Origin of the sequence: Planococcus kocurii, from assembly GCF_001465835.2 — a bacterium.
Lineage (GTDB): Bacteria > Bacillota > Bacilli > Bacillales_A > Planococcaceae > Planococcus > Planococcus kocurii.
In genome coordinates this window covers 1,903,651-1,927,922 of the sequence record NZ_CP013661.2, presented here as the reverse complement: position 1 = coordinate 1,927,922, position 24,272 = coordinate 1,903,651, and the positions used below count along the sequence as shown (strand labels likewise).

Annotated in this window: 24 protein-coding genes; 10 read left to right on the top strand and 14 right to left on the bottom strand. The window is 40.3% G+C overall.

Annotation, left to right across the window (positions count from 1 at the left end):
- Positions 1 to 12 precede the first annotated feature (12 nt).
- The gene (locus tag AUO94_RS09470; RefSeq protein ID WP_149456873.1) at positions 13 to 1,011 is read left to right on the top strand and encodes a FecCD family ABC transporter permease; all 999 of its coding nucleotides are present in this window, start codon (positions 13 to 15) and stop codon (positions 1,009 to 1,011) included.
- Positions 1,008 to 2,015 carry a FecCD family ABC transporter permease gene (locus AUO94_RS09465; protein WP_058383976.1) on the top strand — a complete coding sequence of 336 codons (1,008 nt, stop codon included), beginning with the start codon at positions 1,008 to 1,010 and terminating at the stop codon, positions 2,013 to 2,015. Before AUO94_RS09470 ends, AUO94_RS09465 begins: the two co-directional genes overlap by 4 nt.
- Positions 2,016 to 2,062: 47 nt before the next feature.
- On the opposite strand, the gene AUO94_RS09460 is transcribed toward AUO94_RS09465, so the two are convergent.
- Positions 2,063 to 2,422, bottom strand: coding sequence for a potassium channel family protein (locus tag AUO94_RS09460; RefSeq protein ID WP_058383975.1), 360 nt, complete (start codon positions 2,420 to 2,422; stop codon positions 2,063 to 2,065).
- Between the two features lie 120 nt (positions 2,423 to 2,542).
- Positions 2,543 to 3,535, bottom strand: a complete 993-nt coding sequence (locus AUO94_RS09455) for an EAL domain-containing protein (RefSeq protein WP_058383974.1) — start codon at positions 3,533 to 3,535, stop codon at positions 2,543 to 2,545.
- A gap of 228 nt (positions 3,536 to 3,763) precedes the next feature.
- Between AUO94_RS09455 and AUO94_RS09450 the strand changes: the two genes are divergently transcribed.
- Positions 3,764 to 4,300 (top strand): dihydrofolate reductase family protein, encoded by a 537-nt coding sequence (locus AUO94_RS09450; RefSeq protein ID WP_058383973.1) that lies wholly within the window; start codon positions 3,764 to 3,766, stop codon positions 4,298 to 4,300.
- A gap of 122 nt (positions 4,301 to 4,422) precedes the next feature.
- Here the strand turns inward: AUO94_RS09450 and AUO94_RS09445 are convergent, their stop codons facing one another.
- The 3 genes from AUO94_RS09445 to AUO94_RS09435 form a co-directional block, all read right to left on the bottom strand.
- Positions 4,423 to 4,911 (bottom strand): hypothetical protein, encoded by a 489-nt coding sequence (locus AUO94_RS09445; protein WP_058383972.1) that lies wholly within the window; start codon positions 4,909 to 4,911, stop codon positions 4,423 to 4,425.
- 199 nt (positions 4,912 to 5,110) lie between these two features.
- A complete protein-coding gene (gene chrA / locus AUO94_RS09440) occupies positions 5,111 to 6,304 on the bottom strand; it encodes a chromate efflux transporter (RefSeq protein ID WP_058386815.1) in 1,194 nt (397 codons plus the stop codon).
- A gap of 23 nt (positions 6,305 to 6,327) precedes the next feature.
- On the bottom strand, positions 6,328 to 6,636 hold the full coding sequence (locus AUO94_RS09435) for a PadR family transcriptional regulator (RefSeq protein ID WP_058383971.1): 309 nt from the start codon (positions 6,634 to 6,636) through the stop codon (positions 6,328 to 6,330).
- 288 nt (positions 6,637 to 6,924) lie between these two features.
- Here AUO94_RS09435 and AUO94_RS09430 point away from each other — a divergent pair, with 288 nt between their 5' ends.
- On the top strand, positions 6,925 to 7,224 hold the full coding sequence (locus tag AUO94_RS09430) for a hypothetical protein (protein ID WP_058383970.1): 300 nt from the start codon (positions 6,925 to 6,927) through the stop codon (positions 7,222 to 7,224).
- Positions 7,225 to 7,736: 512 nt separating this feature from the next.
- Here AUO94_RS09430 and AUO94_RS09420 read toward each other — a convergent pair.
- Positions 7,737 to 8,420, bottom strand: coding sequence for a hypothetical protein (locus tag AUO94_RS09420; RefSeq protein ID WP_058383969.1), 684 nt, complete (start codon positions 8,418 to 8,420; stop codon positions 7,737 to 7,739).
- A gap of 261 nt (positions 8,421 to 8,681) precedes the next feature.
- Here AUO94_RS09420 and AUO94_RS09415 point away from each other — a divergent pair, with 261 nt between their 5' ends.
- On the top strand, positions 8,682 to 9,041 hold the full coding sequence (locus AUO94_RS09415; protein WP_058383968.1) for a hypothetical protein: 360 nt from the start codon (positions 8,682 to 8,684) through the stop codon (positions 9,039 to 9,041).
- Between the two features lie 346 nt (positions 9,042 to 9,387).
- Here AUO94_RS09415 and AUO94_RS09410 read toward each other — a convergent pair whose 3' ends face one another.
- Positions 9,388 to 9,636, bottom strand: coding sequence for a hypothetical protein (locus AUO94_RS09410; protein WP_058383967.1), 249 nt, complete (start codon positions 9,634 to 9,636; stop codon positions 9,388 to 9,390).
- Between the two features lie 468 nt (positions 9,637 to 10,104).
- On the opposite strand from AUO94_RS09410, the gene AUO94_RS09405 reads away from it, so the two are divergent.
- Entirely contained in the window at positions 10,105 to 11,454 is a 1,350-nt protein-coding gene (locus AUO94_RS09405; RefSeq protein WP_058383966.1) for a transposase, read from the top strand.
- 415 nt (positions 11,455 to 11,869) lie between these two features.
- Here the strand turns inward: AUO94_RS09405 and AUO94_RS09400 are convergent, their stop codons facing one another.
- Both AUO94_RS09400 and AUO94_RS09395 read right to left on the bottom strand, forming a co-directional pair.
- Positions 11,870 to 13,582, bottom strand: a complete 1,713-nt coding sequence (locus AUO94_RS09400) for a sensor histidine kinase (protein WP_058383965.1) — start codon at positions 13,580 to 13,582, stop codon at positions 11,870 to 11,872.
- Complete coding sequence (locus AUO94_RS09395) at positions 13,569 to 14,285, bottom strand: response regulator transcription factor (protein ID WP_058383964.1); 717 nt, start codon at positions 14,283 to 14,285, stop codon at positions 13,569 to 13,571. Before AUO94_RS09395 ends, AUO94_RS09400 begins: the two co-directional genes overlap by 14 nt.
- A gap of 176 nt (positions 14,286 to 14,461) precedes the next feature.
- Between AUO94_RS09395 and AUO94_RS09390 the strand changes: the two genes are divergently transcribed.
- Together AUO94_RS09390 and AUO94_RS09385 are read left to right on the top strand one after the other, a co-directional pair.
- Complete coding sequence (locus tag AUO94_RS09390) at positions 14,462 to 15,151, top strand: ABC transporter permease (protein WP_058383963.1); 690 nt, start codon at positions 14,462 to 14,464, stop codon at positions 15,149 to 15,151.
- The gene (locus AUO94_RS09385) at positions 15,151 to 16,056 is read left to right on the top strand and encodes an ABC transporter ATP-binding protein (protein ID WP_058383962.1); all 906 of its coding nucleotides are present in this window, start codon (positions 15,151 to 15,153) and stop codon (positions 16,054 to 16,056) included. The genes AUO94_RS09390 and AUO94_RS09385 overlap by 1 nt, the downstream gene beginning before the upstream one ends.
- A gap of 300 nt (positions 16,057 to 16,356) precedes the next feature.
- Here AUO94_RS09385 and istB read toward each other — a convergent pair whose 3' ends face one another.
- The 5 genes from istB to AUO94_RS09360 form a co-directional block, all read right to left on the bottom strand.
- Positions 16,357 to 17,130 carry an IS21-like element helper ATPase IstB gene (istB, locus tag AUO94_RS09380; protein WP_058383961.1) on the bottom strand — a complete coding sequence of 258 codons (774 nt, stop codon included), beginning with the start codon at positions 17,128 to 17,130 and terminating at the stop codon, positions 16,357 to 16,359.
- Entirely contained in the window at positions 17,127 to 18,659 is a 1,533-nt protein-coding gene (gene istA, locus AUO94_RS09375) for an IS21 family transposase (protein WP_058383960.1), read from the bottom strand. The genes istB and istA overlap by 4 nt, the downstream gene beginning before the upstream one ends.
- Positions 18,660 to 19,281: 622 nt before the next feature.
- Positions 19,282 to 20,145, bottom strand: a complete 864-nt coding sequence (locus AUO94_RS09370) for a polysaccharide deacetylase family protein (RefSeq protein ID WP_058383959.1) — start codon at positions 20,143 to 20,145, stop codon at positions 19,282 to 19,284.
- Between the two features lie 170 nt (positions 20,146 to 20,315).
- Positions 20,316 to 21,188: an anti-sigma-V factor RsiV gene (gene rsiV / locus AUO94_RS09365; protein ID WP_058383958.1), complete on the bottom strand. Its 873-nt coding sequence runs from the start codon at positions 21,186 to 21,188 to the stop codon at positions 20,316 to 20,318.
- Positions 21,185 to 21,682, bottom strand: a complete 498-nt coding sequence (locus tag AUO94_RS09360) for an RNA polymerase sigma factor SigV (RefSeq protein WP_062429933.1) — start codon at positions 21,680 to 21,682, stop codon at positions 21,185 to 21,187. Before AUO94_RS09360 ends, rsiV begins: the two co-directional genes overlap by 4 nt.
- An 857-nt stretch (positions 21,683 to 22,539) precedes the next feature.
- On the opposite strand from AUO94_RS09360, the gene AUO94_RS09355 reads away from it, so the two are divergent.
- Positions 22,540 to 22,971: a MerR family transcriptional regulator gene (locus AUO94_RS09355; protein ID WP_058383957.1), complete on the top strand. Its 432-nt coding sequence runs from the start codon at positions 22,540 to 22,542 to the stop codon at positions 22,969 to 22,971.
- A gap of 71 nt (positions 22,972 to 23,042) precedes the next feature.
- On the top strand, positions 23,043 to 23,891 hold the full coding sequence (locus AUO94_RS09350) for an aldo/keto reductase (protein WP_058383956.1): 849 nt from the start codon (positions 23,043 to 23,045) through the stop codon (positions 23,889 to 23,891).
- Positions 23,892 to 24,272 lie beyond the last annotated feature (381 nt).

The window sequence follows — 24,272 nt, the reverse complement described above, 5'->3', positions numbered from 1 at the left end:
AAGATGATGACAATGACACTTAAAATTCCCTTCCCAATTAAATTAACGTTGAGTCTAGCCTTACTTGTACTAACCTTAATTGTTTCATTGATTTTCGGCGCAGCAGATATTAGCTTAAAAGAAGTCGCACTCGCTTTGTTTTCGACTTCTTCTAGTGATGGCATCGGGGTAATTCGCGAAATTCGACTGCCTCGTGAAATTGCTGCTGTTTTTGTTGGCGCAGCACTCGCCGTTTCGGGTGCCATGATGCAAGGCATGACTCGCAACCCGCTCGCTGACCCTGGGCTACTCGGCTTAACAGCTGGTGCGAATGCTGCGCTTGCATTTACTTTAGCGTTTGTTCCTGCTGCTAATTATTTCGGCATCATGATTGCTTGCTTTATCGGTGCGGCAGTCGGTGCAGCGTTAGTGTTCGGGATTGGTGCTGCTAAAAAAGGTGGGTTTTCGCCATTTCGTATCGTGCTCGCTGGTGCGGCCATATCTGCGTTTCTGACAGCGATTGCGGAAGGCATTGGTCTTTACTTTAATATCTCTAAAAACATTTCACAATGGACAGCAGGCGGTTTGATCGGTACCTCCTGGGGACAACTGCAAGTAGTTGTTCCTTTTATCGCTGTGTCTTTATTGATTGCTATATTGCTGTCACGGCAATTGACCATTCTCAGTTTGAGCGAAGAAACCGCCATCGGTCTTGGGCAGAAAACAGCACAAATCAAAGCCATTCTCTTTGTTATCATCACATTACTTGCGGGGGCTGCTGTTGCACTTGCTGGTAATATGGCCTTTATCGGCTTAATGATTCCTCACGTCGTAAGAGCCATTGTGGGGACTGATTATCGGTTTATCATCCCCATGTCTGCAGTAGCTGGAGCCATTGGGATGCTGTTGGCTGATCTGATCGGCCGAACAATCAATGCACCGTTTGAAACGCCAGTCGCAGCAATTATTGCGATTATCGGTTTGCCTTTCTTCCTCGTTATTGTCCGTAAAGGAGGCAAAGCATTCGCATGATTCATCCAAGCTTACGAAAAAAACAACGAATTTCGTATTACCTATTACTGACGTTAATCTTGTTGACTGCCATCACGAGTATGGGCTTAGGTTATTCTCCTATCTCCTATGACCGCTTAGTGCCTGCACTATTGGGAGAAGGCACTTTTAAAGAAGAATTTATCCTGTTTTCCATCCGGCTGCCACGTATTTTAATCACCTTGCTTGCCGGAATGGCATTGGCTTTGTCTGGAGCTATTTTGCAAAGCATCACACGCAATGACCTTGCAGATCCTGGCATTATCGGTATCAATTCAGGTGCCGGTGTCGCCATTTCAGTGTTCTTCTTATTTGTTCCTGTAGAAGCTGGTGCTTTTGCTTATTTGCTTCCTATCGTGGCTTTTGTTGGGGCACTTTTAACTGCTGTCTTGATTTATGCATTTTCATACTCTCGCAGTACGGGGCTGCAACCTATTCGTTTAGTGCTCGTCGGAATTGGGTTTTCGATGGCATTGTCTGGCGTCATGATTGTACTAATATCTTCTGCTGAACCGGAAAAAGTCGATTTTATTGCCAACTGGCTGGCCGGTAGTATTTGGGGGGCGGATTGGCCATTCATCTTGGCTATTCTCCCTTGGCTAGTCGTCTTAATTCCTTTCACTTTATACAAAGCAAATCGCATGAATGTTCTTGGTCTTAGTGATCCGGTGGCTGTAGGCATTGGTGTCTCTATTGAAAAAGAACGCATAATCTTGCTACTGGCTGCTGTCGCTCTAGCCGCATCTGCAGTTTCTGTTACCGGTGGAATCGCATTTATCGGCTTGATGGCACCACATATTGCGAAAGCCATTGTCGGACCGCGGCATCAACTATTCTTGCCGCTCGCCATTTTAATCGGTGGCTGGTTGCTGCTGCTAGCTGATACCATCGGACGGAATTTGCTCGAACCTTCTGGTATTCCAGCAGGTATTATGGCTGCGTTGATCGGAGCTCCTTATTTCGTTTATCTGTTACTAAAAAAATAAACACACAGCAAGCTTCATAAACGAAGCTTGCTGTGTGTTTTTGTGATTTATTTTGGAGCTATTGTTTCGTCTTTTACAACTGGTCGCTTTTTTTCATTGCGCATTTGAATAGACAATTGCAAAATCAGGCTCAACATGACCCCGATTCCGGTAATCGTATAAAAAATCGTGAAAATTTTACCGAAGTCCGTTGAAGGCTCTAGCGTCGCCGAACCAACTGTTGTCAAAATCGTTACACTAAAATACAATGCATCCACTACAGAGAATCCTTCTACAGTTGAATAGAAAATAGTGCCCGATACTAACATCATGATTGTTAACCCGAGTAGTACTTGGAACTCTTTGTTTCGAATTAATTGAAAAAAAGTTTTTAGCATTCGTCTTAACGTTAAAACAAACGATATCATCCTCGTGTTCCCTCTTTCTATTGCTAAGTTAAAAATTTAGCATTTCTACAGTATACGTTTTTTTTTTTATAAAAGCCCAACAACCACATACGGTTGTTGGGCTTTTCATTAAGGTCTTGTTCATAGTTTAGACAAAGGTTTTGCTGCTGGCTTACCAAAATAATAGCCTTGGAACAATTGATAGCCGAGCTTTTTCAGCCATTCAAAATCCGCTTGTGTTTCAATTCCTTCTGCTAACGGAACAGAGCCGATTTCTTGAGCTTTTTCTAAAAATCGCTTTGCGACTTTTTGCTTTTCTGTATCTTCAGCGACATTAAAGACATATTGCATGTCTAACTTCATGTAATTTGGCTTTAAGTCGGCTAGTAACTCAATCGTGCTATAGCCTTCACCCACGTCATCTAATGCGTAATCAAATCCTCTATCTCTATAGTAGCGCAAGATTTTCTTTAAATGATTAAGATCGTCTACTTTCTCAGTTTCCACCACTTCAAACACTAGAGATTTTGGATTTACATCCAATTGCTCAGCTAATTCAATAGTTGAACGTAAGCAAAATTCGGGCGAATAAATCGAAGTCGGAATAAAGTTAATGAATGCTTTTTCTCCATTGAGTGCTGCTGCATATTTTACCGCAGTCATTCTACAGACTCGGTCTAATGCATATAAACGTCCACGGGTCTTAGCTGCTGGAAAAATTTCGTTTGGATAAATCATCGACCCGTCTTTGTGTTGAAAACGCGCCAACATTTCATAAGCAAAAATGTTTTCATCTGCATCTACTATTGGCTGATAATGACAAATGAGCCGCTCTTCTTTAATGACCTCGTCGATCCATTCAGTTGCAAACACCGCAGGCATGCCTTCTAACGGCTGCCATGTCTCTTGGTTAATACGGAACACCACTTGATTTACATCTAGTAAATCACTGCAAAAATCGAGAAATTCTCTAGCACCTTTTTCATCTATTTGTAGCTTATTTTTTTTTTGCACAACTTCTATTTCTCTTCTGTTCAAATGATCTACAACTATCTGCAACGCCGAAAGATTAGTTTCCCCTTCCAGCTTAATTTCAAATTTGATGGCCGCCACTGCGCAGCTATTGCATTGCATAATTTATCACTCCTCTTTTACAGTAGTTATAGTTTACTTTAAAAACACTAAAAACTGTTAATATTTTATAAATAAACCCAATTTTTCTTTATTATAATGTTTTCAATCGTTTGGCAACGACAGTCTACCTTTATCAGTTTAAAGGAGATTTTCTATTGAGCTAGAATTATTTCTAATACATAGATTTTTGTTCACCCGCTCTTACTTCATTCACAAAGGAGAATGATTATGGGAAAAATTGTTGTCGTGATGTATGTAACACTTGATGGAGTTATGGAAGAACCTTCTTGGACTGCACCCTACTGGGATGATGAGTTAGCTAAATTCCAGTTGGAACTGTTATTTAGGAGTGACGCACTTCTACTTGGCCGAGTCACATACGAAGGATTTGCTGCAGCATGGCCAGCAGCAGAAGATGAAGAGGGATTTGCAGAACGAATCAACAAATTACCAAAGTATGTGGTTTCTACTACCTTGAAGCGCACAGAGTGGAATGCCCGCTTGATTACCCGCGACATACCGCAAGAAGTCAGCAAATTGAAAAAAACAGGTCAGCGTTTAGTAGTCTACGGCAGTGCAGAACTCGTTGAATCTTTGCTCAAACACGATTTAATTGATGAACTACATTTAATGACATTCCCGCTCGTATTAGGTGAAGGCAAGCGGCTGTTTAAAGAAAATGCTGATCAGAAAATGTTCAATCTCAAGAACATCCGTTCAACAGATTCTGGCGTCTTAATTGCCAGTTACACACCGGATAAATAGTAGCCTGTCACTTTAGTTGCTATTTCGCACATGTTTTGTTGCATTTAATATTGCAATCTAGGGAGAAATTTAAACTAAAAAGAACGCTATCGAAAGTAATCGATCAAGCGCTCTTTTTTAGTTTAAAGTATTTTCTTTCTACAATTTTTACTACTATTCCAAATCACACCGAAAATATAGCAAACTAATATAACGAGAATAAAAGTCAATGGATTAAAAAAAACAGAGTTGGAAAAGGCATTCCATAAAGAAATCTGAGAAACATCATCAAAATTCTCTTGTCTCTGTATGATTTCGTTTCGTAAAGCTTGAGCTTTTAAAAAAGTGTAAACAACTATGCTTATTGTTGCTACTACACTAAATACTAAGCTGATAACAAGAGTTCGTCTCTTTTTATATCTTTCTACAAACCGCATGGAAAGTTCTGTAGTGCCATATAAAAAATAAAAGAAAAATGGCATGAGGAAAACTAGAATAAACAGTGCTGGGTTACCATTACCACCGCCAGTGCCATCTTCTTCAATAGATTCAGTGAAGATGTTCATTCCATAGAATCCGATTAAAACTGCCAGCAAAGAAACAATATACAAAAAAAGCAGCAACTTTCTCATAAAAACTTCCCCATTCTTGAATGTTTAGAAGAGAAAAGCCTATTAGCTCCTTCTCTTCCGATAATCTGATGATATGTAAACTAAGTAATCGACTTTAGAAAATAAAACATCCTTTTTCTCAAGTAAAGTTGAAAAATAAATTCGAATACTTAAAGAATGTCTTTTTAATCGATTATTTACTCATTTTCTAGGTATTCGCTTAGAATAAAGTAAGCAAAGAACCGCCTATTGCTCCTGTGACAACTACCAGCCATGGTGGCAATTTCCAATAAGCCAACATACTGAATAAGACAGCTGCCAAAGCGAAATCCTTTGCTTCTATGATGGAACTTGTCCAAATTGGCGTGTAGAACGCAGAAATTAAAATCCCCAGAACTGCCGCATTGACCCCCATGATTGCACCCTTTACTTTCCGATTTGCGCGCAGTGCATCCCAAAAAGGCAAGGCTCCCACAATCAACAAGAACGCCGGTAAAAAGATAGCGAAAGTAGCGAATAGGCCACCAATCCAGCCATTCATGACCGTTCCTAAGTAAGCTGCAAAGGTAAACAAGGGTCCCGGTACTGCTTGAGTCGCCCCGTATCCAGCCAGAAAGGCTTCTTCACTCAACCAGCCTGTCGGGACAAATTCCTGCTGCAAAAGTGGCAAGACCACATGTCCCCCACCAAAAACCAATGAGCCAGCACGATAAAAACTATCGAACATCGCTACCCAGTATGAGCCGGTAACTTCTCGGAGAATTGGCAGAAAAAAAAGGAATCCAAAAAATAACACCAAGCAAGCAGTTCCTATCTTTTTCGTAATTGGAAATTGCATCTGTCCCTCTGTTGTTTCGGCAGTGTTTTTATACAGAATATAACCAATTAAAGCTGCAATCAAGATGACACCCACTTGCGTAAAAGCAGTCTGCCAGAAAAGCGTCCCAATCAAGGCAAACAAGACAATCGCTTTCCTCTTCAAGTCGGGTGCAAGATTTTTTGCCATACCTAAAACGGCATGAGCCACTACTGCGACAGCAACAATTTTCAATCCTTTTAGCCATCCAGCATCCGATACATCAAAACTTTGTAATAGCAACGCAAATAGAATCAACGCGATAACCGATGGAAGGGTAAAACCAATGAAGCTCACGATTCCCCCTGATACGCCTGCACGCATCGCTCCAATTCCGATCCCTACCTGGCTACTAGCAGGTCCAGGAAGAAATTGAGCTAGCGCAACTAGATCCGCATAACTTTTCTCATCCATCCATTTTTTTCTTCGTACGTACTCTTCATGAAAATAGCCTAGGTGCGCAATAGGTCCTCCAAATGAAGTAAGTCCTAACCGGATGGAAACAATAAAGATTTCCAGTAATGATTTGAAACTGACAGTCGATTTTTTTCGATTCATCATTCTCTCTTCTCTCCTTTGATTCAGTCTTTTATCTCCTTAAACAGTTCATAGGCTTTTTTTTGAGCCTCAACTAAAACGTGTTCCCCTTTTTCCGTAATACTATAGTACTTCCGGATTTTACCTTCTACGTTCCGGTCTTCTCTCATCAGCAAGCCATCGGATTCCATAGAATGAAGAATCGGATAAAGCGTTCCCGGTCCGATGCTGTAGCCATGTTCCTGAAGTTCCTCCAGCATCCAAACGCCATAAATCGGCATCACTTTAGCATGATGCAAGATATGGATATGAATAAATCCCAAAAAAAGTTTGCGAAGCACTTTGTCTTCCATTCTACTTCTCCTTTTAATAACGGTTTCCAATATTGAATTCCGATATTAGTGTTTGTTATTAAGATAACATAAAACTTTTATACTATCAGCGCAATTCCATAAAATTTACAGTCATTTAACATTAAAGAAATAGGGGGGAATACTATTTCGATGAAGCGTTCGTAAAAGTACAGTTTTCTGAACGAATATCAAAAGTCTTACTGACTTAATACATTTTCAATTTTATAGATAAATCAAAAAGTCTTTTAAAAAGTATATAATGCACATAACTTAAAGGAGTGGATGGAAATGGCGATGAGAATACTTGATATCCCCACAACTTCGATTTCGAATGTCAAACGGTCACCCATGGAAGTTTTTCAGAAAGCCGATCAAGAAGCTGCTGGCGTGTATGTCTTCAACCGTGAAAAGGTTGTCGGTGTGATGCTCACCCAAAAACAATACGAGTCCTTGAACAAAGAAATAGAAGAACTTTACGATCAGCTGGCTGATTTGATGGCTGAAAAACGGCTGCTGACAGAAAATGTCTCTACTTTTTCAGACGTGGAAGTTCGCGGTGCGATTGCTACTGAATCCCCCTATCATTGATGAAGAAGACGGGTGGGAATAACCGTTGTATCAGCTTGAACGGAAGATTATGAACAACTTGATGGCAGCCAAAAGATTTTCGTCAATAAAGCGCTGAATCGAATCAAATTGAGAGGGATGGAAGCGGGCCAATCCCTTCACGGCAATTAGGCGCAATTCAACAAGCTGAAAACCAAGAAGATGGGCCTACGGATTATTTTCAGAGAAGCCGAGGCGACCATCCAAGTGATTCAGATTGTAGCCATTGGGAAACGCGATAAAGAAAAGATTTATAAGTTGGCTGAAGAGCGATTAAGCTAATTGAAATGAAGAACAGGTTTTCCCGACTAAAAAGAGTCCGGCAAAGCGAGCACTTCTACAGTGCTCGCTTTGCCGGACTCTTATTTTGTTGAAACAGATATTCTTTAATTTGATGACTACAACTTCCGATAATCTGGAATATGCAAACTCATAAAAACCTTAGCTAAAAGCTTAAGAAATTAACGGCTAGTGACCCTTTGCACTTGCATGTGTCAGTACAGTCCCGTACCACTCAATTGAACCAGGGTTTTAATGATGTACCTTTTTCCAAGCTCCTCATCATTAAAATTCTTTTCGTCGAATGTCTGGCCTCTCTCCCTGAAAAAAGTGTGCCATTTGCCGTCTTTTTTGTAATAATGGAAGCCTTCAATTAGCATATCGTCGCGTGTCGAGCCACTTTGCGGAAGACCCTGTTTCAATGCATAGTCATAGACTTCATCCATGCTTACTGTAAAAACTTCAGCGTATTCACGAATTCGCATATCTTTCACACCCAATGTTTCACAAGCAAATTGTAAGGCATTTCCCCGGAGCAAGATTTGTATTTGGGTTTCTTTATCAACTAAAACTTTGCCTTTCTTTTTTGACGCCTCCTCGATCCAATTGCGTTCAGGTAAGGCACTTTTTATGAACAAGACTCTTAGATGTTCAATCGCTTCACTCCGACTAGAAAATACCGTAAAGGGATAGGGCATGTCTCCTTCTTCTTTCCACACCGCCCATTGACCATCAGGAAGCTCTGTCGCAAACCACCAGTCATCCACTTCAGTAAAGAACATGGCATAGGTATTTCCTTGAGCTTCTTTCCATGTTTTATAACCCATTAGTAACGCAAACTCTGTTGATGACAGCCCGTAATCTCTAGAAAATAATCTCTTAAAAAGTTTTTCAATCATTCTAAAAGCCCTCATTTCATTTTGATGCATTTTGTATGAATGACGAAGGAGAATGTTCAAGTACAAACAATTACACATGAAACTGGGACAATTAACATGCACGATTTAAACTTTGCGAGTCTCCTTAAGTTTATAGGAGTTGATTCCGTTATGGTACTGTGTACTTATCAGTGGAAGTCCCTATTTTGAACAACCCATTTCGTATGATGTGAACGAAATGCATGAGTAACTACACTAATAGAGCTTTAAAGGAGGATAATGATGAACTTATTTTCAAAATTCAGTGAAGCGAACGTTAAAAAAATGACGAATAAGAAGTTATATGAGCGACTGACACGATTAAACAATGAAAAGTGTCCGGATTTGAAAGCACTAACGCTAATTCAAGCCGAAATTGCTCAGCGAGATCCAGCAGAGTATGAATTGGGGAAAATCGAAGCCGAAGTGGAAAAGTCCCACCGGCATGCCGTTATGGAGACTACGGACATTCTCTACCTGGAAATCAAGTATAACGAGGACTATCTCGCCAAGCCAGAATCCGAAACGGACCCATACGAGCGCAAGCTTCGAGCCGCCCAGCTTGAGATGATTCAGAAAGAATTAGGCCGTCGGACAATTTAGGACAGTGGCTTAACGAAGATAAAGAAACATGCTGAAAAAGCACGTGGCGTTAAAAAATATGCATTCTATTTGAAAATAAGAACGCGCTTAATTCTACTTTTTAAAAGAACTTGTCAAAGTTCACTTTTCCAGATGAAGAGAAAGAGAAAAGCTCACTTCTCGCTTTTCCCTTTCGATAACTCATCATATGTAAATTGTAAACTATGAAGCACGTTCAGTATAACGGTTTTGGATCTCTGCTTTCATTCCAAGGGTAGTAGATTAATAAATTTTTGACAGATGATTTCGAGATGAAATTGAAAAACATTGTATACAATTCGATTCTTCCTATTAAAATAGTTCTAAATTATAGTTTACTAAAATCTGTTCCGATTATTAGTAGATAAGCCATTCCTAACATGGCCATATTTGATATAGTGCCTATAAAAACATACCACAGTTCTTTGGAGGCCAAAGCAAATCCTATTCCTAATAACGAAATTAAACCAATTATAATTGCATCTATTTCATTATCTATTGGTGAAAAGAAAAAAATCACACTTGTTAATGCTGTAATTATTGATAAATATCCTAATACATTTCTTTTTTTCTTCATAATGATTGCCTCCCAAAAAACAGAAAAAGCTTGTTTTTATATTTTGCGATTTATCTTAATAGTTTTACTTGCCTTATGTGTAAAATATGGAGCATCCCATTTTTTCCATTGTGGCGAATCTTTCTCCTCAACAGGGCGAATTGCTAATTCTTGATTTCTCTACATATGAATTCGCTTTCCAATTTTTTATTCGTACTGCTGAAAAGAAGATTAGATTATTCTGCTTTTCAACCACCTTATCTATTTTTGAGTTTTCATATCTATCATGCCTTGCTATGTAGTGGTTTAATTCTATCATTAAGTCTTTTTAAATTATTGTTTTTTTCGAAATACTTAATAAATGAATCAATTTCATAACTCCGAGCCCTTGCGGCTCTAAGGGTAAAATCCTAAGAAAATAGAGCACCTCCCCAAATCCTGTATAATGAGAGTTACGACACAAACATTAACAGACTGGAGAGTTGCCCTATGCCTATTATACGACAAGAAAGCCTGTTTGACATGCAAGTTTTATATGACTTGGAACCTACCCACCGGTTCAACTCAATTTTATCGGGAATTGATATCCATCCAATTCTTAATGTTGTGACGAAAAAGTCTCGTTTCGGACCACCGCAAACCTTGAATTACGCGGCGATGATCTATTTGCTGATTGTGCGGATCACCGAACGGATTCCCTTCATCAAAGATTTGGTCAAACGCTTGGAAAGTGATTTGCGCTTCAAAGTGGACTGCGGCTTTTTGGTATCGGACGAGATTCCTTCGGAAGCTTCTTATTCACGTATGATTACGTGGGTCAGCGAATCGGATGCCTTGGAAATTGTCCAGGAATGCACTCTTTTGATGGCCATGTCTGAAGGGTTCATCTCAGATGAAATTGTTGCCATAGACGCCACCCATGTCGAGGCACGTGACTGTGCGCCACAAAAGAAAGAAGCGGTCGAAAAAGAAACGAAAAAGCGTGGCCGCAAAAAGAAAGAAGAACGGGAACAATGGCTGGCGGAAAAGGCGGAAGAAGAAGCGAGTCTTCCCTTATATGAAAAAAAAATTGCCGATCAGCTGGATATTCTGCTTTCGGAACTGCGAGCTTCAGTTCCCATACACCCCGAATGGGGAGTGAAAAAGAATAGCGAAGGAAAGAACGTGTTCTGGTTTGGATTCAAAATCCATCTCGCCGTTGGGGCAGAAAGCCAGTACATCCTTCAGTCTCTATTTTCTTCGGGCAATCTGAATGACGGAAAAGCCGCCATCCCGCTACTTAAAGGAATACAGGAACGGTTGGCTTCGCTCAAAATCGCTTATGCCACAATGGATGCCGGATACGACTACGCTCCGATTTACGAACAAGTTTACCGGATGGGCGCCCAATCAGTCATTGCCTACAATAAAAAGAACGAACCAGAACCAATTGGATTTGATCGTCATTTTGCGCCAACCTGCGTCTGCGAACATAGCTACCGATATGACAGTTTCGATAAAAAGCACGAAACCCTTAAGTATACGAGGCCAAGCGAATGCGCGGACTGTCCGTTAGCCCACGACAGCTTGTGCCAAAAAGTATACAAAAAGAAAATCACGGACGATCTCCGCAAATACACGGCGCCGGCAAGAGGCTCGCTGAAATGGAAACAGCTCTACAAGGCACGAAGTGCCGTTGAAAGGGTCAATGCCTATTTGAAAGGGTATTTCCTCTTAAATCAGATTTATCATCGCACTGGAAAGAAAGCCAAATTGCATGTCGATTTGGTTCAGTTAGCGTATAACGCATCCAAACTCGCCATCGACCGTTTAAAAGTTCTTCAAACAATCGCAGCGTAATTCACCATTTCATTCGTTTTTTTAAGGAATCATCGATTTTCGGCTCTTCTATGATTTTTTAAAAGTGCGCATTATGAAATTGATTCGAACAGATAAGCGTTCGTAAAAGTACAGTTTCGCAAACAAAAAGGAGAAAAGATGCGCTACGTACAGCCCCTTCTCTCCTTTTCACTATAAGTAGCTTCCGATAAGGTGTCATATGTAAACTCTACCTTAGTTCTTCTCAAGATTCTTAAAAAACAAGCACAATATTTTGCTATACAGTTCTGGTTGTTCAGAATGAAAAAAGTGAGAAGCAAAAAGGAATAGTAGATGCATGGACATTTTATTCCATTGAGAGATGAGATATAGCCACTTTTGTCTCATTGAGATTTCCCTAATCTACTGTTAGCCGTATGCAGAATGCTTTTTTCCCTTAAACCGGTACAATAACCCGCACTGCAGTACCTTTTTCCGGCATACTTTCTACATGGATTGAACCATCATGCAACTGGATCAGCTGTTTTGTAATTGCCAGACCAAGCCCTGTACCCGTACTCGTGTCATGGGTATTAGTGCCGCGGTAATAGCGGTCGAAAAGTTTTTCCATTATTTCCATTTCCATCCCTTTTCCATCATCTTCAATTAACACAACAAATAAATGCTGTTCAATAGTTGAGACGGAAATTTTGATTTCTGTTCCTGACGGATTGTATTTCACTGCATTCGCGATTAAGTTATCGATGATACGCTGAAACCACATCGGGTCAATATTCACACGAATGCTTTGAGGAGCCGCCACGAATGTAAACTTCAGCTCTGTGTTCGAAGGATCATTGATGAAATGAATGACAATGCGGCGAATGAATTCATTGATGTCTATTTGTTCCTTAGCCAGCGGCAGCGCTTGATTTTTCAAACGGAAAGTCAAGGTCAACTCCTCAAGCAATTCCATCATATAGAAGGATTTTTCATTCATAATTGAAGCGAATTCCCGGGTCTCTTTTGCTGACCATTCGTAATCGGATGACTCGAGCATTTGGGCATATCCTGAAATGGATGATAGCGGCGTTTTCAAATCATGCGACAGTCCGCTAATCCAGTCTTCACGGGTCCGCTCTAAGGTTTTCTGCTGATGCTGATGAATCTTCAATGTTGCAGTCAACTGTTCAAGCGTGTCGATCAGGTCTTTATAAAGACGATACTTCTTTTTGATCTTTCCTTTTTTATTGGTGATCAAAGAGCCTTTATTCTCATTTGTGGGCTCCTCGTATTGACCATTCCCTAAATTTTGGATCCACTGCATCATCACAAGGAGTGGGGCACCAAATTTCCGTGCATACCAAAAAGTCCCTATAGCTAAGAGAATCAATGTTGTTAAAGCGAACAAGAAAAGATTCTGATTTGAGAATGTTGTTCCCCAAGCTGTCGATGGTACGTTTTTGAGTCCCGTGACTACCGTCAGTCCCGTTTCCGTATTTGTCAAAGATGCAAGCCACTGATTCTCACTTTGCAGCTCTCCTAACTGTTGCATTGTATACAGGCTACTTTCACTAACTTCTCCATAGGTGTCCAGGACCTTGCCTTCAGGACTGAGTAGCTGAATCCATGCTTTTTCTTTCTCGAGCTCCTCTTTAGTTCCAAGCGTTAAATTCAAGTTTTCCTGTTGCCAGTCGATAACTGGTACCGCAGACTCCAATAAATCTTCAGCCATGTTATTCCTGCCGTATAACAATAAAAGAGGGGCCATGTCCAAAAACTCAATTTCCCAATAAGTAAATTGTTGGTTATCTTCTAGGCTTCCCCATAGCCGATCCGTAAAATCACTCACAGTGAATTGGGTCGGCAGCACTTCTGGTGCGTTAAAAGAATCAAGGATAGCTCCGTCCGAATCCAATAGAATCAGCCAGCCATTTTGGCTTTCCGCAAGTTCCTCCAAATTCTTTTTAAAGAAATGGTTATTGTCATCCAGAATGATTCGATTGGTAAAATAGCTAGCATCAGCTTCAGCCAGGTCAGTTTGAATCTCGTCTTCTGAGATGGTGAAGCCAATCACTGCCCAAACTATAAGCATCCCTACAAGGAAAATCAGCGACAGCAAGAACAGCTGAATGAAGAACTGAACCATAAAGCGCTTATAAAGATTCATGGGTTCCTCCTTCCGGAATGAACTTGTAGCCCAGTCCTCTTACTGTGACAATAAACTTCGGATTGCTCGGACTTGCTTCGATTTTTTCTCGTAACTTTCGGATGTGGACCATCACCGTATTATCTTCTCCAAAAAACTCTTCGCCCCACACCTTTTCGTAAAGCTGGCTCTTGCTGAACAATTGATTAGGGTGCCTGCAGAAAAACAACAGCAACTGATACACTTGGGCTGGGAGTTCAACGGGCTGTCCATGAAGTCTCACTTCTCCAGCATTCGTATTGACGGAGAGTGGACCAAATTCAAATAAGTTCGCTTCGACCCGTGGTACGCTTCCAAGACGTCTTCGAAGGTGCACTTTGATGCGGGCTGCAACTTCTAGTGGATTGAACGGTTTGGTGATATAGTCATCCGCCCCCACTGCAAATCCCGAAAGCTTATCCAAGTCCGTCGACCGTGCTGTCAGAAAGAAGATTGATGCATCGGAGATTTCTCGAATAAGCGGACAGACTTCAAAGCCGCTGCGACCGGGCAGCGTGATATCTAGTAAAATCAAATCATATGATTTCATCTTGCACAAAACCAAAGCCTCTTCTGCTGAGCTTGCTGCATCAATATGGAAGAAATTCTCTTTTTTTAGAATCGTAATCAGCATATGTAAAATCGCTTGCTCGTCTTCAACAATCAATAATTGCGGTTCTTTCATTCTGCCCCCCCTTTCCAAATAGTTTCCTGTTAACTATAATATCATTCACTAACTTTAAAAAAAGGAGAATTAAGGAAGAATTAAGGTAACGTTTCTTTCTCCTTAAGGAAAAGGTTCTATAATAAAAGCAGGCCTCACTTAGAGGGCAACGAAAAGAACCTTGGAGGGAATCCACTATGATCGCAATCGGAAAACGAGAGTTTATCAGTATGTTTAAAAGCATCAAATCTATTCTTATCATTGCTATATTGCTCACTACTTCCTATTACTCAGCGAAGTACTCGCAAGTTTTGACTACGGGCATCTCTATGACAGAAAAAGAAATGTCCGATATCCATACCGGTGGACTTCTACTTTTGCTACTGTTATTCGGCCAGCTGTTCGTGATGGGACTTTCACATGACAGTATCAACAAAGAGAGCCACGAACGAACTATGCGTTTTTTGGTTACCAGGACTTCTCGGCTTCGTATTATACTTGGTAAATTTGCCGGCACCTGGCTTTTTTGGTTTACCTGCATCCTCATTTCATTCTTGTTGATTGGTATGTTTTCATTGAAATTCAATTTTTTTATCTTTTCACAAGTGATTGCTTTATCAACATTCCAAATTGCTTTGACAATTTTGTTGTCCATCATGATTCCTAAACCTTCTATAACAATGTTCTTGGGTATATTGGTTGGACTGCTGTTTCCAATTCTTAGCTTATGGCTTGTGTTTACAGACAACAATTGGATTAGCTGGCTCAAGTTTGCTAGCCCCTATTACTATTTGGTTGCAGACAATTACCTGTTTTTGATTATTTTTGGTTTGGCTGGATTGATACTGGCAGCTGCAATGGCGATTTTTAATAGGAGGGAATTTTGATGAAAGCAATTGAAACGAATATGTTAAATAAAACCTATGGCTCTACCCCTGTAGTCAACGGGATCAGCCTAGTTGTGGAGAGAGGAGAAATTTTCGGCTTTCTTGGCCGCAATGGCGCTGGCAAATCTACATTCATCAATATGCTGACAGGTATTACTCACCCGACGAGCGGAAGTTTTTCTCTCCTTGGCGTCGATGGTCCCAATGAACGCATTAAAAAGCACATCGGTGTGATGCCGGACTATTCTACACTTTTTAATTCAATGTCGGCAATGAAACATTTGAAATTTCTTTCAGCTCTGTCTGGTAAATCAGTCTCTGAGACAGAGTGCCAGCATGTCTTAAAGCTTGTGGGTCTGGAAAATGAGGGCAAAAAGAAAGTCAGTAAGTTTTCATTCGGGATGAAGAAAAAACTGGGCATTGCACAAGCCATCATTCACAATCCAAGTCTTGTTTTTCTAGATGAACCAACTTCGGGGCTGGATGCTGAATCTGCTTTACACATACATAAGCTGATTGGTTCATTGAAACAACAAGGAAAGACCGTTTTCATGACATCCCACAACCTTGATGAAGTTGAAAAAATCTGCACCACCATCGCTATCATGAAAGACGGAGGCATCGTCAAAAGTGGTACGATGGATGAACTGCGTGCATATTATCGGTCTGCGATCACCGTTCAGCTAAAACATGATCCAATTCCGACTGGCGAAGCTCAAAAGCTGTATGCTTGGCTGGAAACTGCCGGGACAGAAATACAACAAACAGCATCCTTCACCACTATCACTGTTGACAGTGAACAGAAAATAGCTGAACTCATCCGCGCTTTCACGAATTGCCATGTGAACATTTTTCGTGTGGAAGTCAATGAACCTTCTTTAGAGGAAATGTTCTTGGCTGAGTAGACATTGAGTTATTGAAAACACAGCCACAACGAAATGGCTCCATTCATTTCCTTGTGGCTGTGCTTTTTTTGATTATGAAGGAGAACACTTACGCTCATGAGTTGCAGTTTTTGGGATGAAATTTCCCACTATTATTTATTACTTGTTCAGGAAGTAATTTCATTAAATGCTTTCACTCAAAGACTGGTCAATATGACTCTACTTATACTCTACTTATTGATTATAGAAGCAAAACTCTACTCTTCCTTCTCTCGTTAAGGTCCTTGTAACCGTCAAGTAGAAACAAACAGTTTTTCACAATTAAGATTCAACACCTTGATTGCTAAATAACGTTTTTCTGTATCTCATTCGGATGCTGTCTTGCTTCTCGTCAAATGTAAGAATCTCACTTCGATGAAGTAGGCGGTCTAAGATGGCGGTTGTTAAGGTCTGATCGCCTAAGAATTTCCCCCATTCGGCTGGACCTTTATTTGAAGTCAAAATGAAGGCCGCTTTGTCGTACATTTCATAAATGAATTGGAAGAACAGATGAGCCTCTTGAGGCTCATAAGCCATGTACATGACATCATCAATGATGATTAGATCAGAAGTGGTAATCCGCTTATATCTCGTTTTTGACTTGCTCGTGTATTCTTTTGATTTCAACACATAGATAAGGCGCTCCATCGATACAAACGACACCTGATACCCACGCTCGATGGCGTGGATACCTAAAGCAGTCGATAAATGAGTCTTGCCCGCGCCTGTCGGCCCCCTCATGATCAACGTAAAACAGTCATCGACCCAAGACAGCTCCTTTAACACATTCAGCTGCTTTTCACCGATAGCTGTCTGTTCTTCCAGGCGAAACTCCTCGAATGTAAGTAATTCAGGGAACTCTGCCCATTTCATGAGCTTTTCGCTGGTTTTGCGTTCGCGACAACGCATTTCATAACTAAGCACTTCATGGATAAACTCATGATACGTCCATCCCTTTGCCTCGGCTTCGCGTAGAAAACTTGGCAGTTCTTTGGCCGTTTCTGCCAACCGCAAGGTTCGGCACTTTTCTTGTAATTCTTCGTAGGGAAGACTCATTGGTTCTCACCTCCTTGAAGGACGGAGAGGTAAATATCCGCTGTTCGTTCGGGTGCCACGAAGTCTTTGTACTTCTCGTTGATCGTGCCGGCTTTCTTTTGCTTCTTTTGGCTTTCTATCTCTAACGAGATAGTGATGTCCCGTAAATCATTGGCGCTCGTTAGCTTGAGCCGTTTCATCTCATCCAGCGCTTCATCGACAAAGTGAGGGTGATTTCCAATGACAGATTGCACGACTTTCAATTGGTCGACCAAATGGCGGGGATACCGTTCGGTCAATTGCTCAATGAACCAGGTGCTTGTTTCTGCATCTGCTAATTGGTCTTGAATTTGCTGGATTAAATCATCTCGTTTGGTCTGATTTCGTTCACGATGGGTAGGGTCCGAAATGACTTCTCCTTTGCCCTTCGCCAATCGGTGTTTCGCTAATATCTCCCCATGTTCCTGGAGACGTATGTACAGGTAGTGGTTATCCGTCTGAACATAAGCGATATTTGGCGCACCTTTACGGTAAGTGCCACGGGGCACACTGTAACGGTTTGAGTCGAAACGAATGACATTGTCATGCTTGATATCTCTTGTTATACTCGAAGTGAAGACTTTTTCAAAAATGTAAGTACCAGAGACCTTTTGCAGGTGTTGCTTTTCCAGGGCGTACACCTCGAAGGGTCTTTTTTTGATGTTGTGATGAACTTTGTAATTACCGGTTCGTTCCAGCCACTTCATGCAGGCAGCTTGCCAATCCATCAAATTATCAAAGGTTCGGTTTTTAACAAAGTTGTTTTTGACGTATTTCACGACTTGTTCGATTTTTCCTTTCGATTGCGGATCCGACTTCCGACAAAGATAGACTTTGAATTTTCGTGTCTGTTGGTATTTGGTGAATTCCGCTGTCATGATCAAATCTCCCGAATTCTCACTAACCATTAAGAGCCGGTCTTGGTCATAGACGATTTCTTGGCACATGCCCCCAAAATGGCGAAAGGCATTCTCATGCATATGTATTAAGTCGCTTGCCCGGAAGGGTCGATCCAGAAACTCCACATACTTGAACCTCGAATGCGCTAACACAAAACCAATGAAATACACCTTTCGGTATGTCTCTTCAGTGGTTAATACCTTCTTCTCTCCAAAGTCTACTTGCATCTGTTGGCCCATCGGAAGTTCTGGAACTGCACTGAATGTGCGCTCTGCAGCCTGCTTAGGAATATGATAGACTTCCCGCAATTCGTTCACATAATTCCTGACGGTATTTTCAGCGATGGACTTTACACCCAATCGTTCCTCCAGCCAATCAAAAATCTGTGCACCTGTCAGATCGGGATGCTCTTTTAGCCAGCTGACAATCTCCTCGTGGTAAGGATCCAATTTCTTGCTTCTGCTTTGCAGCGAAAGAACGAATTTACAAAAATCATCAGGTGTCATATTTCCGTAGTCAATCACACGATTTCTAGATATCTTCAGCTTTTTCGCAATAGCGCTATTTGAAAAACCCGCGCTGCGAAGTTGGTGAATCTCGTTGTAAATCATAAACTTTTCCACTCCTCATTCCTCACTTTCAATAGACTCTCTCAAGTATATTAAAAGTGAATCGGTATCGGTAAACTGTTGAGTCTTATTTGGTGGAATCTGTTTACCGTTATTTGTGGAAAACTGTTTAGTCTAGTTTAGCGTTTACAGTCCTTTGTAGTTTAAAACGTTCTTAAAGAATGTAGTAATCGAGAAACAGCATTCGTAAAAGTAGATTGTTATAGACAAAAGAGGAAGTTAAGTGCCAATCGGCATCCATCCTCCTCTTTGTGTTTTGCTATTGAAATTACCGCTACTTCCGATAACTTATGATATGTAAACCTATGTTATTAGGTATACTGACTGCCGGAACTAATTAAAAATTTTATCGTTATATGAAAAGGAATTCCCAATATTCTTTACGCAGAGCTGATTTTCAAATCAGTAAAATGTCAATACACTAAAAATTTAGAAACTATTCATATCCTTCGGTAAAAAAATTAAATCTACCTTCTTCTATATTTTTGGGAAGAATAAAAGTCAAAAAGTAATCTTCATCATATTTATAGGTAATTTTGAAAAGCCAATTTTCTTCAATTTACATGTAAAAGTACTATTTAATATTTAATTTGGGAGTAAGCGATTAATTATTTAAATCTGAAACTGTAACGAAAGTATAGCCCTCACTTTGTAAGTAGGCCAGAACTGCATCGAGGCCATCTGCTGTAGATTGGTGAATATCATGCATAAGGATCGTACTTCCTTCTTTCGTTATATCTTTAACGTGAGTAAGAAGTTGTTTTGAATCGCGGTGTTTCCAGTCGAGTGTATCGACATCCCAAAAGATGAAAGGCAAGTCTGTCTGGTTCCGAACAGTTCCATCTACCGCTCCATAAGGGGGTCTGAATTCAGTTGCTTTTTGACCGGTAGTATTTTCGATTATAGCAGATGTCTCAGCAATTTCATTTTGCGCTGCTTCTGCACCTAAGTTTGTCAAATCAAGATGACTCCAAGCATGGTTACCAAGCTCATGACCTGCTCTCTGAACATTTTTTGCGATTTCTGGATATTTTTCAACCATATTGCCAAGCATAAAAAATGTTGCTTTTGCATCGTATTTTTTTAATATCTCAAGAATTTGCATTGTTACTTTCGGATGCGGTCCATCATCGAATGTAAGGGCTACTTTTTTATTGCTATCGACATAATCCCCTTTTATTTCTTCGTCTTTGGCAACATACTTAGTGCTATCTTTCTGATTTAGAGAGGAAGCAGTATTTCCTTTCTGTAAAGAAGTTTCGGAAATCAGATTTCCAAGCGTATTGCTATTTACCAATTCGAATTTATGGGAGTCCGTAGTTTCGATTTTAGTCGAAGCCTGAGTAACGGCCGACTCTTTAGTAATCAATGTAATTAAACTCATAGTGGATATGGGTAGTGCAATCATAACAATTAAAAATGTGATATCAATCCAAAAGTATCGATGATTTCTGCGTGCTTTTTCCAAGCTAAAAACTCCTTCAGTACTTATATAACAATTTAAACAGGTGATTCAAATTAATAGTTTAGTATAAGCAATATATTTATGGGGACACCGTCTTAAAATCCAACTCGACAATTTATTTTGCAAAAGTAGCAAACAGGTGAATGTGTTTGCTACTTTGAAATGCAAAGAAATTAGTTGATGTATACGTCACTGACCAACAAATTTCTCAGTATATCCGAAGGAATCTCGAATGTCACAATCCCCATATAACCTGGTGCCACTTCATACTTGTCGAATGAAATAACAAGTTTATTAGTAGTAGTAATATAAAACCCTTGTTCAGGATTAATTTCTTCAAAGTCTAATTCCAATCCATCAAACGAGAAATAATAGATCTCATCATCCATTGACATTTGTCGGTTCATTTCTCTCGCTATATACGAACTAATCACCTCGATATATTTATCATTTTCAAAAAGACTTGGAAGTGTTATCAGTATATTTTGTTGTTTATCAATGGTGTCATACTTCATCGTTGTTGAAGATGAACCAACAGTATTCACTTCATAGCGAGCAATTGATAGCAGTTGCTCGCTATCTGCCAGTACTTCGTAGCCTGAGTCAACTCCAAGATGACCACCTTCTACTTCTTTCATTTCAGCAACTTCTTCTTCAAATCGTTCGTAAAGCGCCTTATTTTCCTCGATATATTTGTCGTTCAATGAAGCCTGTAGCTCTTTATTTTCTAAACCATCAATCGCAGGTATACTAAAATTGGCTTGATATGTTGCTTCATCAACAGTTAAAGTTTGAACAGTAAAAATTTCCACAACTTCTGCTAACCCTGGGATATTCGCCATCGCTCTGGCCATAGTCGGACTCAAGTTAATACTGCCAATAAATAAAATAGTGGCAGCTGCTGCTATAATCAACCATTTCTTTAGAATTGGGCGTTTCTTCTGCTCTGCTTTAGCTTGACGAATTGAATCTTTTACGATGGCCTGCAACTCGGATGGAATTTCTACCGCATGATAATCTTTTTTTAACTTTTCTATTTTTTTCATAGTTTAAAATCCTCTCCAACTTCAACGCGTAGTTTTTTCAACACGCTATAGAGTCTAGTTTTAACGGAATTAATATTTTGCCCAGTTATCTCTGCAATCTCGTCGATTTTTAAATCTTCGAAAAAACGAAGAATGATAAGTGTCTTGTATTCTGGAGTTAAATGATTAATGGCAGCTTGCAAATCCATATCGGGTATTTCATCCTCTAACTGTGGCAAAAGTATACTCAGAATATCATCGTCCATAACCTCCACCCGTTTATGTTTTCTAATGAAATCCATGGAAGTATTGATAATAATTCGGTAGAACCAGGTTTTTAAATAGGAGGTTTCTTCTAGACTATCAATTGATTTGAGTGCTTTGAGTATGGAATCCTGTACAATATCTAACGCATTTTCTTTATTTTTAACATAGCTGTATGCTAGGCGATAATGAGATTCTTGATTTTTTATTATAAAATTCTCTAGGAGTTTATAATTCCCTTTTTTCATCATGACGAAGTAATCACCTTTTTCTCTATTAACATGTTGTGAACACATTTTTTTAATTTTTACAGTTTAGTTATTAGACGGACGAGCTTCTTAAAAAGTTTGCCTAAATTATAAAGTTTCCTTTGTCAATTTACACTAAACAGAATTATTCTATTCGGGTGACCCCCAAATGCTTCCAAGAGTGTGCCGTAATCTTGGTCTGTAGTGGAATGTTACTCTGCCTGGCAGCTACTGTGGGTTGAGTCCATCATTATTATTCTGATTTTCTAGAGATACCCAAAGGTACTGATAGAAGAACTAATTGGCCTTACTAATTACGTCTTTTGACCATTTAAAGATATGGGATTTCAAAGAAAATCATTCAAAATAGAAATATAACTTAATCCAAAGTAAAGTAAGCGGAATAATATCCCTCAGAAGTCATTAAATTGCCGCACGTCTTTAGAGGCCTTATGAGTCAACTGAATAGAGTATATCCGTCTAGCTTAATTTGACAAACGGAATCTCGTAAAACTGTTCCCCTGTAAACACTTCTTTATTTTGTACGACTATTTTAAAAACGGTATAAATGGGTGCTCATGAATAAGTAAAATCAGTTACTGGGACTATATTAAAGAGCGTTTGTAAAAGTTCAAATTTCAAAACAAAAAGAGACTCAGGTTTGAGCCTCTTCTTCCGATAATGTGTCATATGTTAACCTAACATTTCTTTCTCACGTTAAGTATTCCACCAGATGCGACTTCTCTGTATTTTGCGGATTCTTTGTGCAATGCTTATTGTACTTGCAGAAAATAGAACGATAGTAGAATTCCATCGTACAGTGTAAGATGCAACTACCAAAAGTTAAGGAAGGCGATACCATGAACAGTAAAAAAGTTGCCGACATGTTCGGCTTGTCCGTCGATACACTTCGCTACTATGAGCGCATTGGGGTGATCCCACCCGTCAATCGGGACGAAAACGGCTATCGCAATTACCAGACCCATGACTTGAACTGGGTTTTTCTTGCGAAAAGTCTTCGCTCTGCTGGATTGCCTATTGAGTCGCTGATTGAATTTACAGCACTTGCCGGACTGAGTGGAACGCAAAACGTAGCCGAGGCGCAAAAACAAATTTTAAACAACCAATTACAGGAAATGGATAAAAAAATGGCCGAGATGAAAAAAATCCGTGCCATTCTGCAATATAAAGTCGATACCTATGATGAACACTTGGACAAGTTTAAAAGTGGAGAGCTTACACTCGAGAATGTCGAGAAGCTGTGGGAAATGAAGCATTCTCTAGCAGATTGAGCAAAGGTCTTGCTATGGAGGCCACTCCATAGTTTACAGTAAGAGGGAATGAATTCTAAGGAGGCAAACAGATGAAAACAGTCCAACTCAATAACGGTGTGGAAATCCCGATTCTCGGTTTTGGCGTCTTTCAAATTCCACCGGAAGAAACAGAACAGGCCGTACTCGATGCGATTCAGGCAGGCTATCGCCATATCGATACAGCGCAAGCCTATATGAACGAAACCGAAGTTGGTTTAGGCATCAAAAACTCAGGTGTGGCACGCGGCGAGCTGTTCATCACCACCAAGATCTGGATTCAAAACGTTTCGTATGAAGGCGTCATGGACTCTTTCCGAGGTTCCCTTGATCGCCTGGGCCTCGACTATGTGGATCTGCTGCTGATTCATCAGCCTTACAATGATGTGCATGGGGCGTGGCGCGCAATGGAAAAACTCCAAAAAGAAGGAAAAATCCGAGCAATCGGCATCTCCAACTTTGCCGTGGACCGTGCCATGGATTTAACGGTCTTTAACGAAATCACACCTGCTATCAACCAAATCGAAATCAATCCCTTTAACCAGCAAACGGAAGCGATTGAAGCGTTAAAAGCCGAAGGAATCGTTCCGGAAGCCTGGGCGCCCTTTGCAGAAGGAAAAAACAACATTTTCCAAAATGACGTTCTCAATGAAATCGGGACGAAATACAAAAAATCCGTCGCCCAAGTGATTGTTCGCTGGCTCGTGGAACAGGACGTTGTGGTTCTGGCCAAATCGACGAAACCGGAACGCATGGCAGAAAATATCAATGTCTTTGATTTCAGTTTATCGGACGAAGACAAAGCAGCCATCGCCACTTTAAATCTGGGCGAAAGCCAGTTCTTCTCTCATGCGGACCCGGACATGATCAAGATGCTTTCTGCCAATAAATTAAACCTCTAATACCTGCTAGCAGTGAGAAACAGTAATCTTTCTGTCTATATGGAAAAAAGGGGCTGTCCCATAACTACAAAATATAAAACCGGCAAAGAAAAGGAACCCTTTTCTTTGCCGGTTTTTAAACGAGCTGACTGGAATGGAAGCGGCGACTCCTGCGGGATAGCGCAGTGCCGAACTAACTCGGGCATTTAGCCCGAGTTAGTTCGGCGCCAGTCAGCCACTTTTGGGACAGCCCCTTTTTCTATTTGCTTTGAATAACCTACTACCGATAAACTGCTGATATGTAAACCTAATACTTTACTGTAGATTAAGATTCTTCTTTCGGGGAATTAACTAATATTCCACAAAATCTTCCTTGTGACGACTACCACTAAACATGATTAG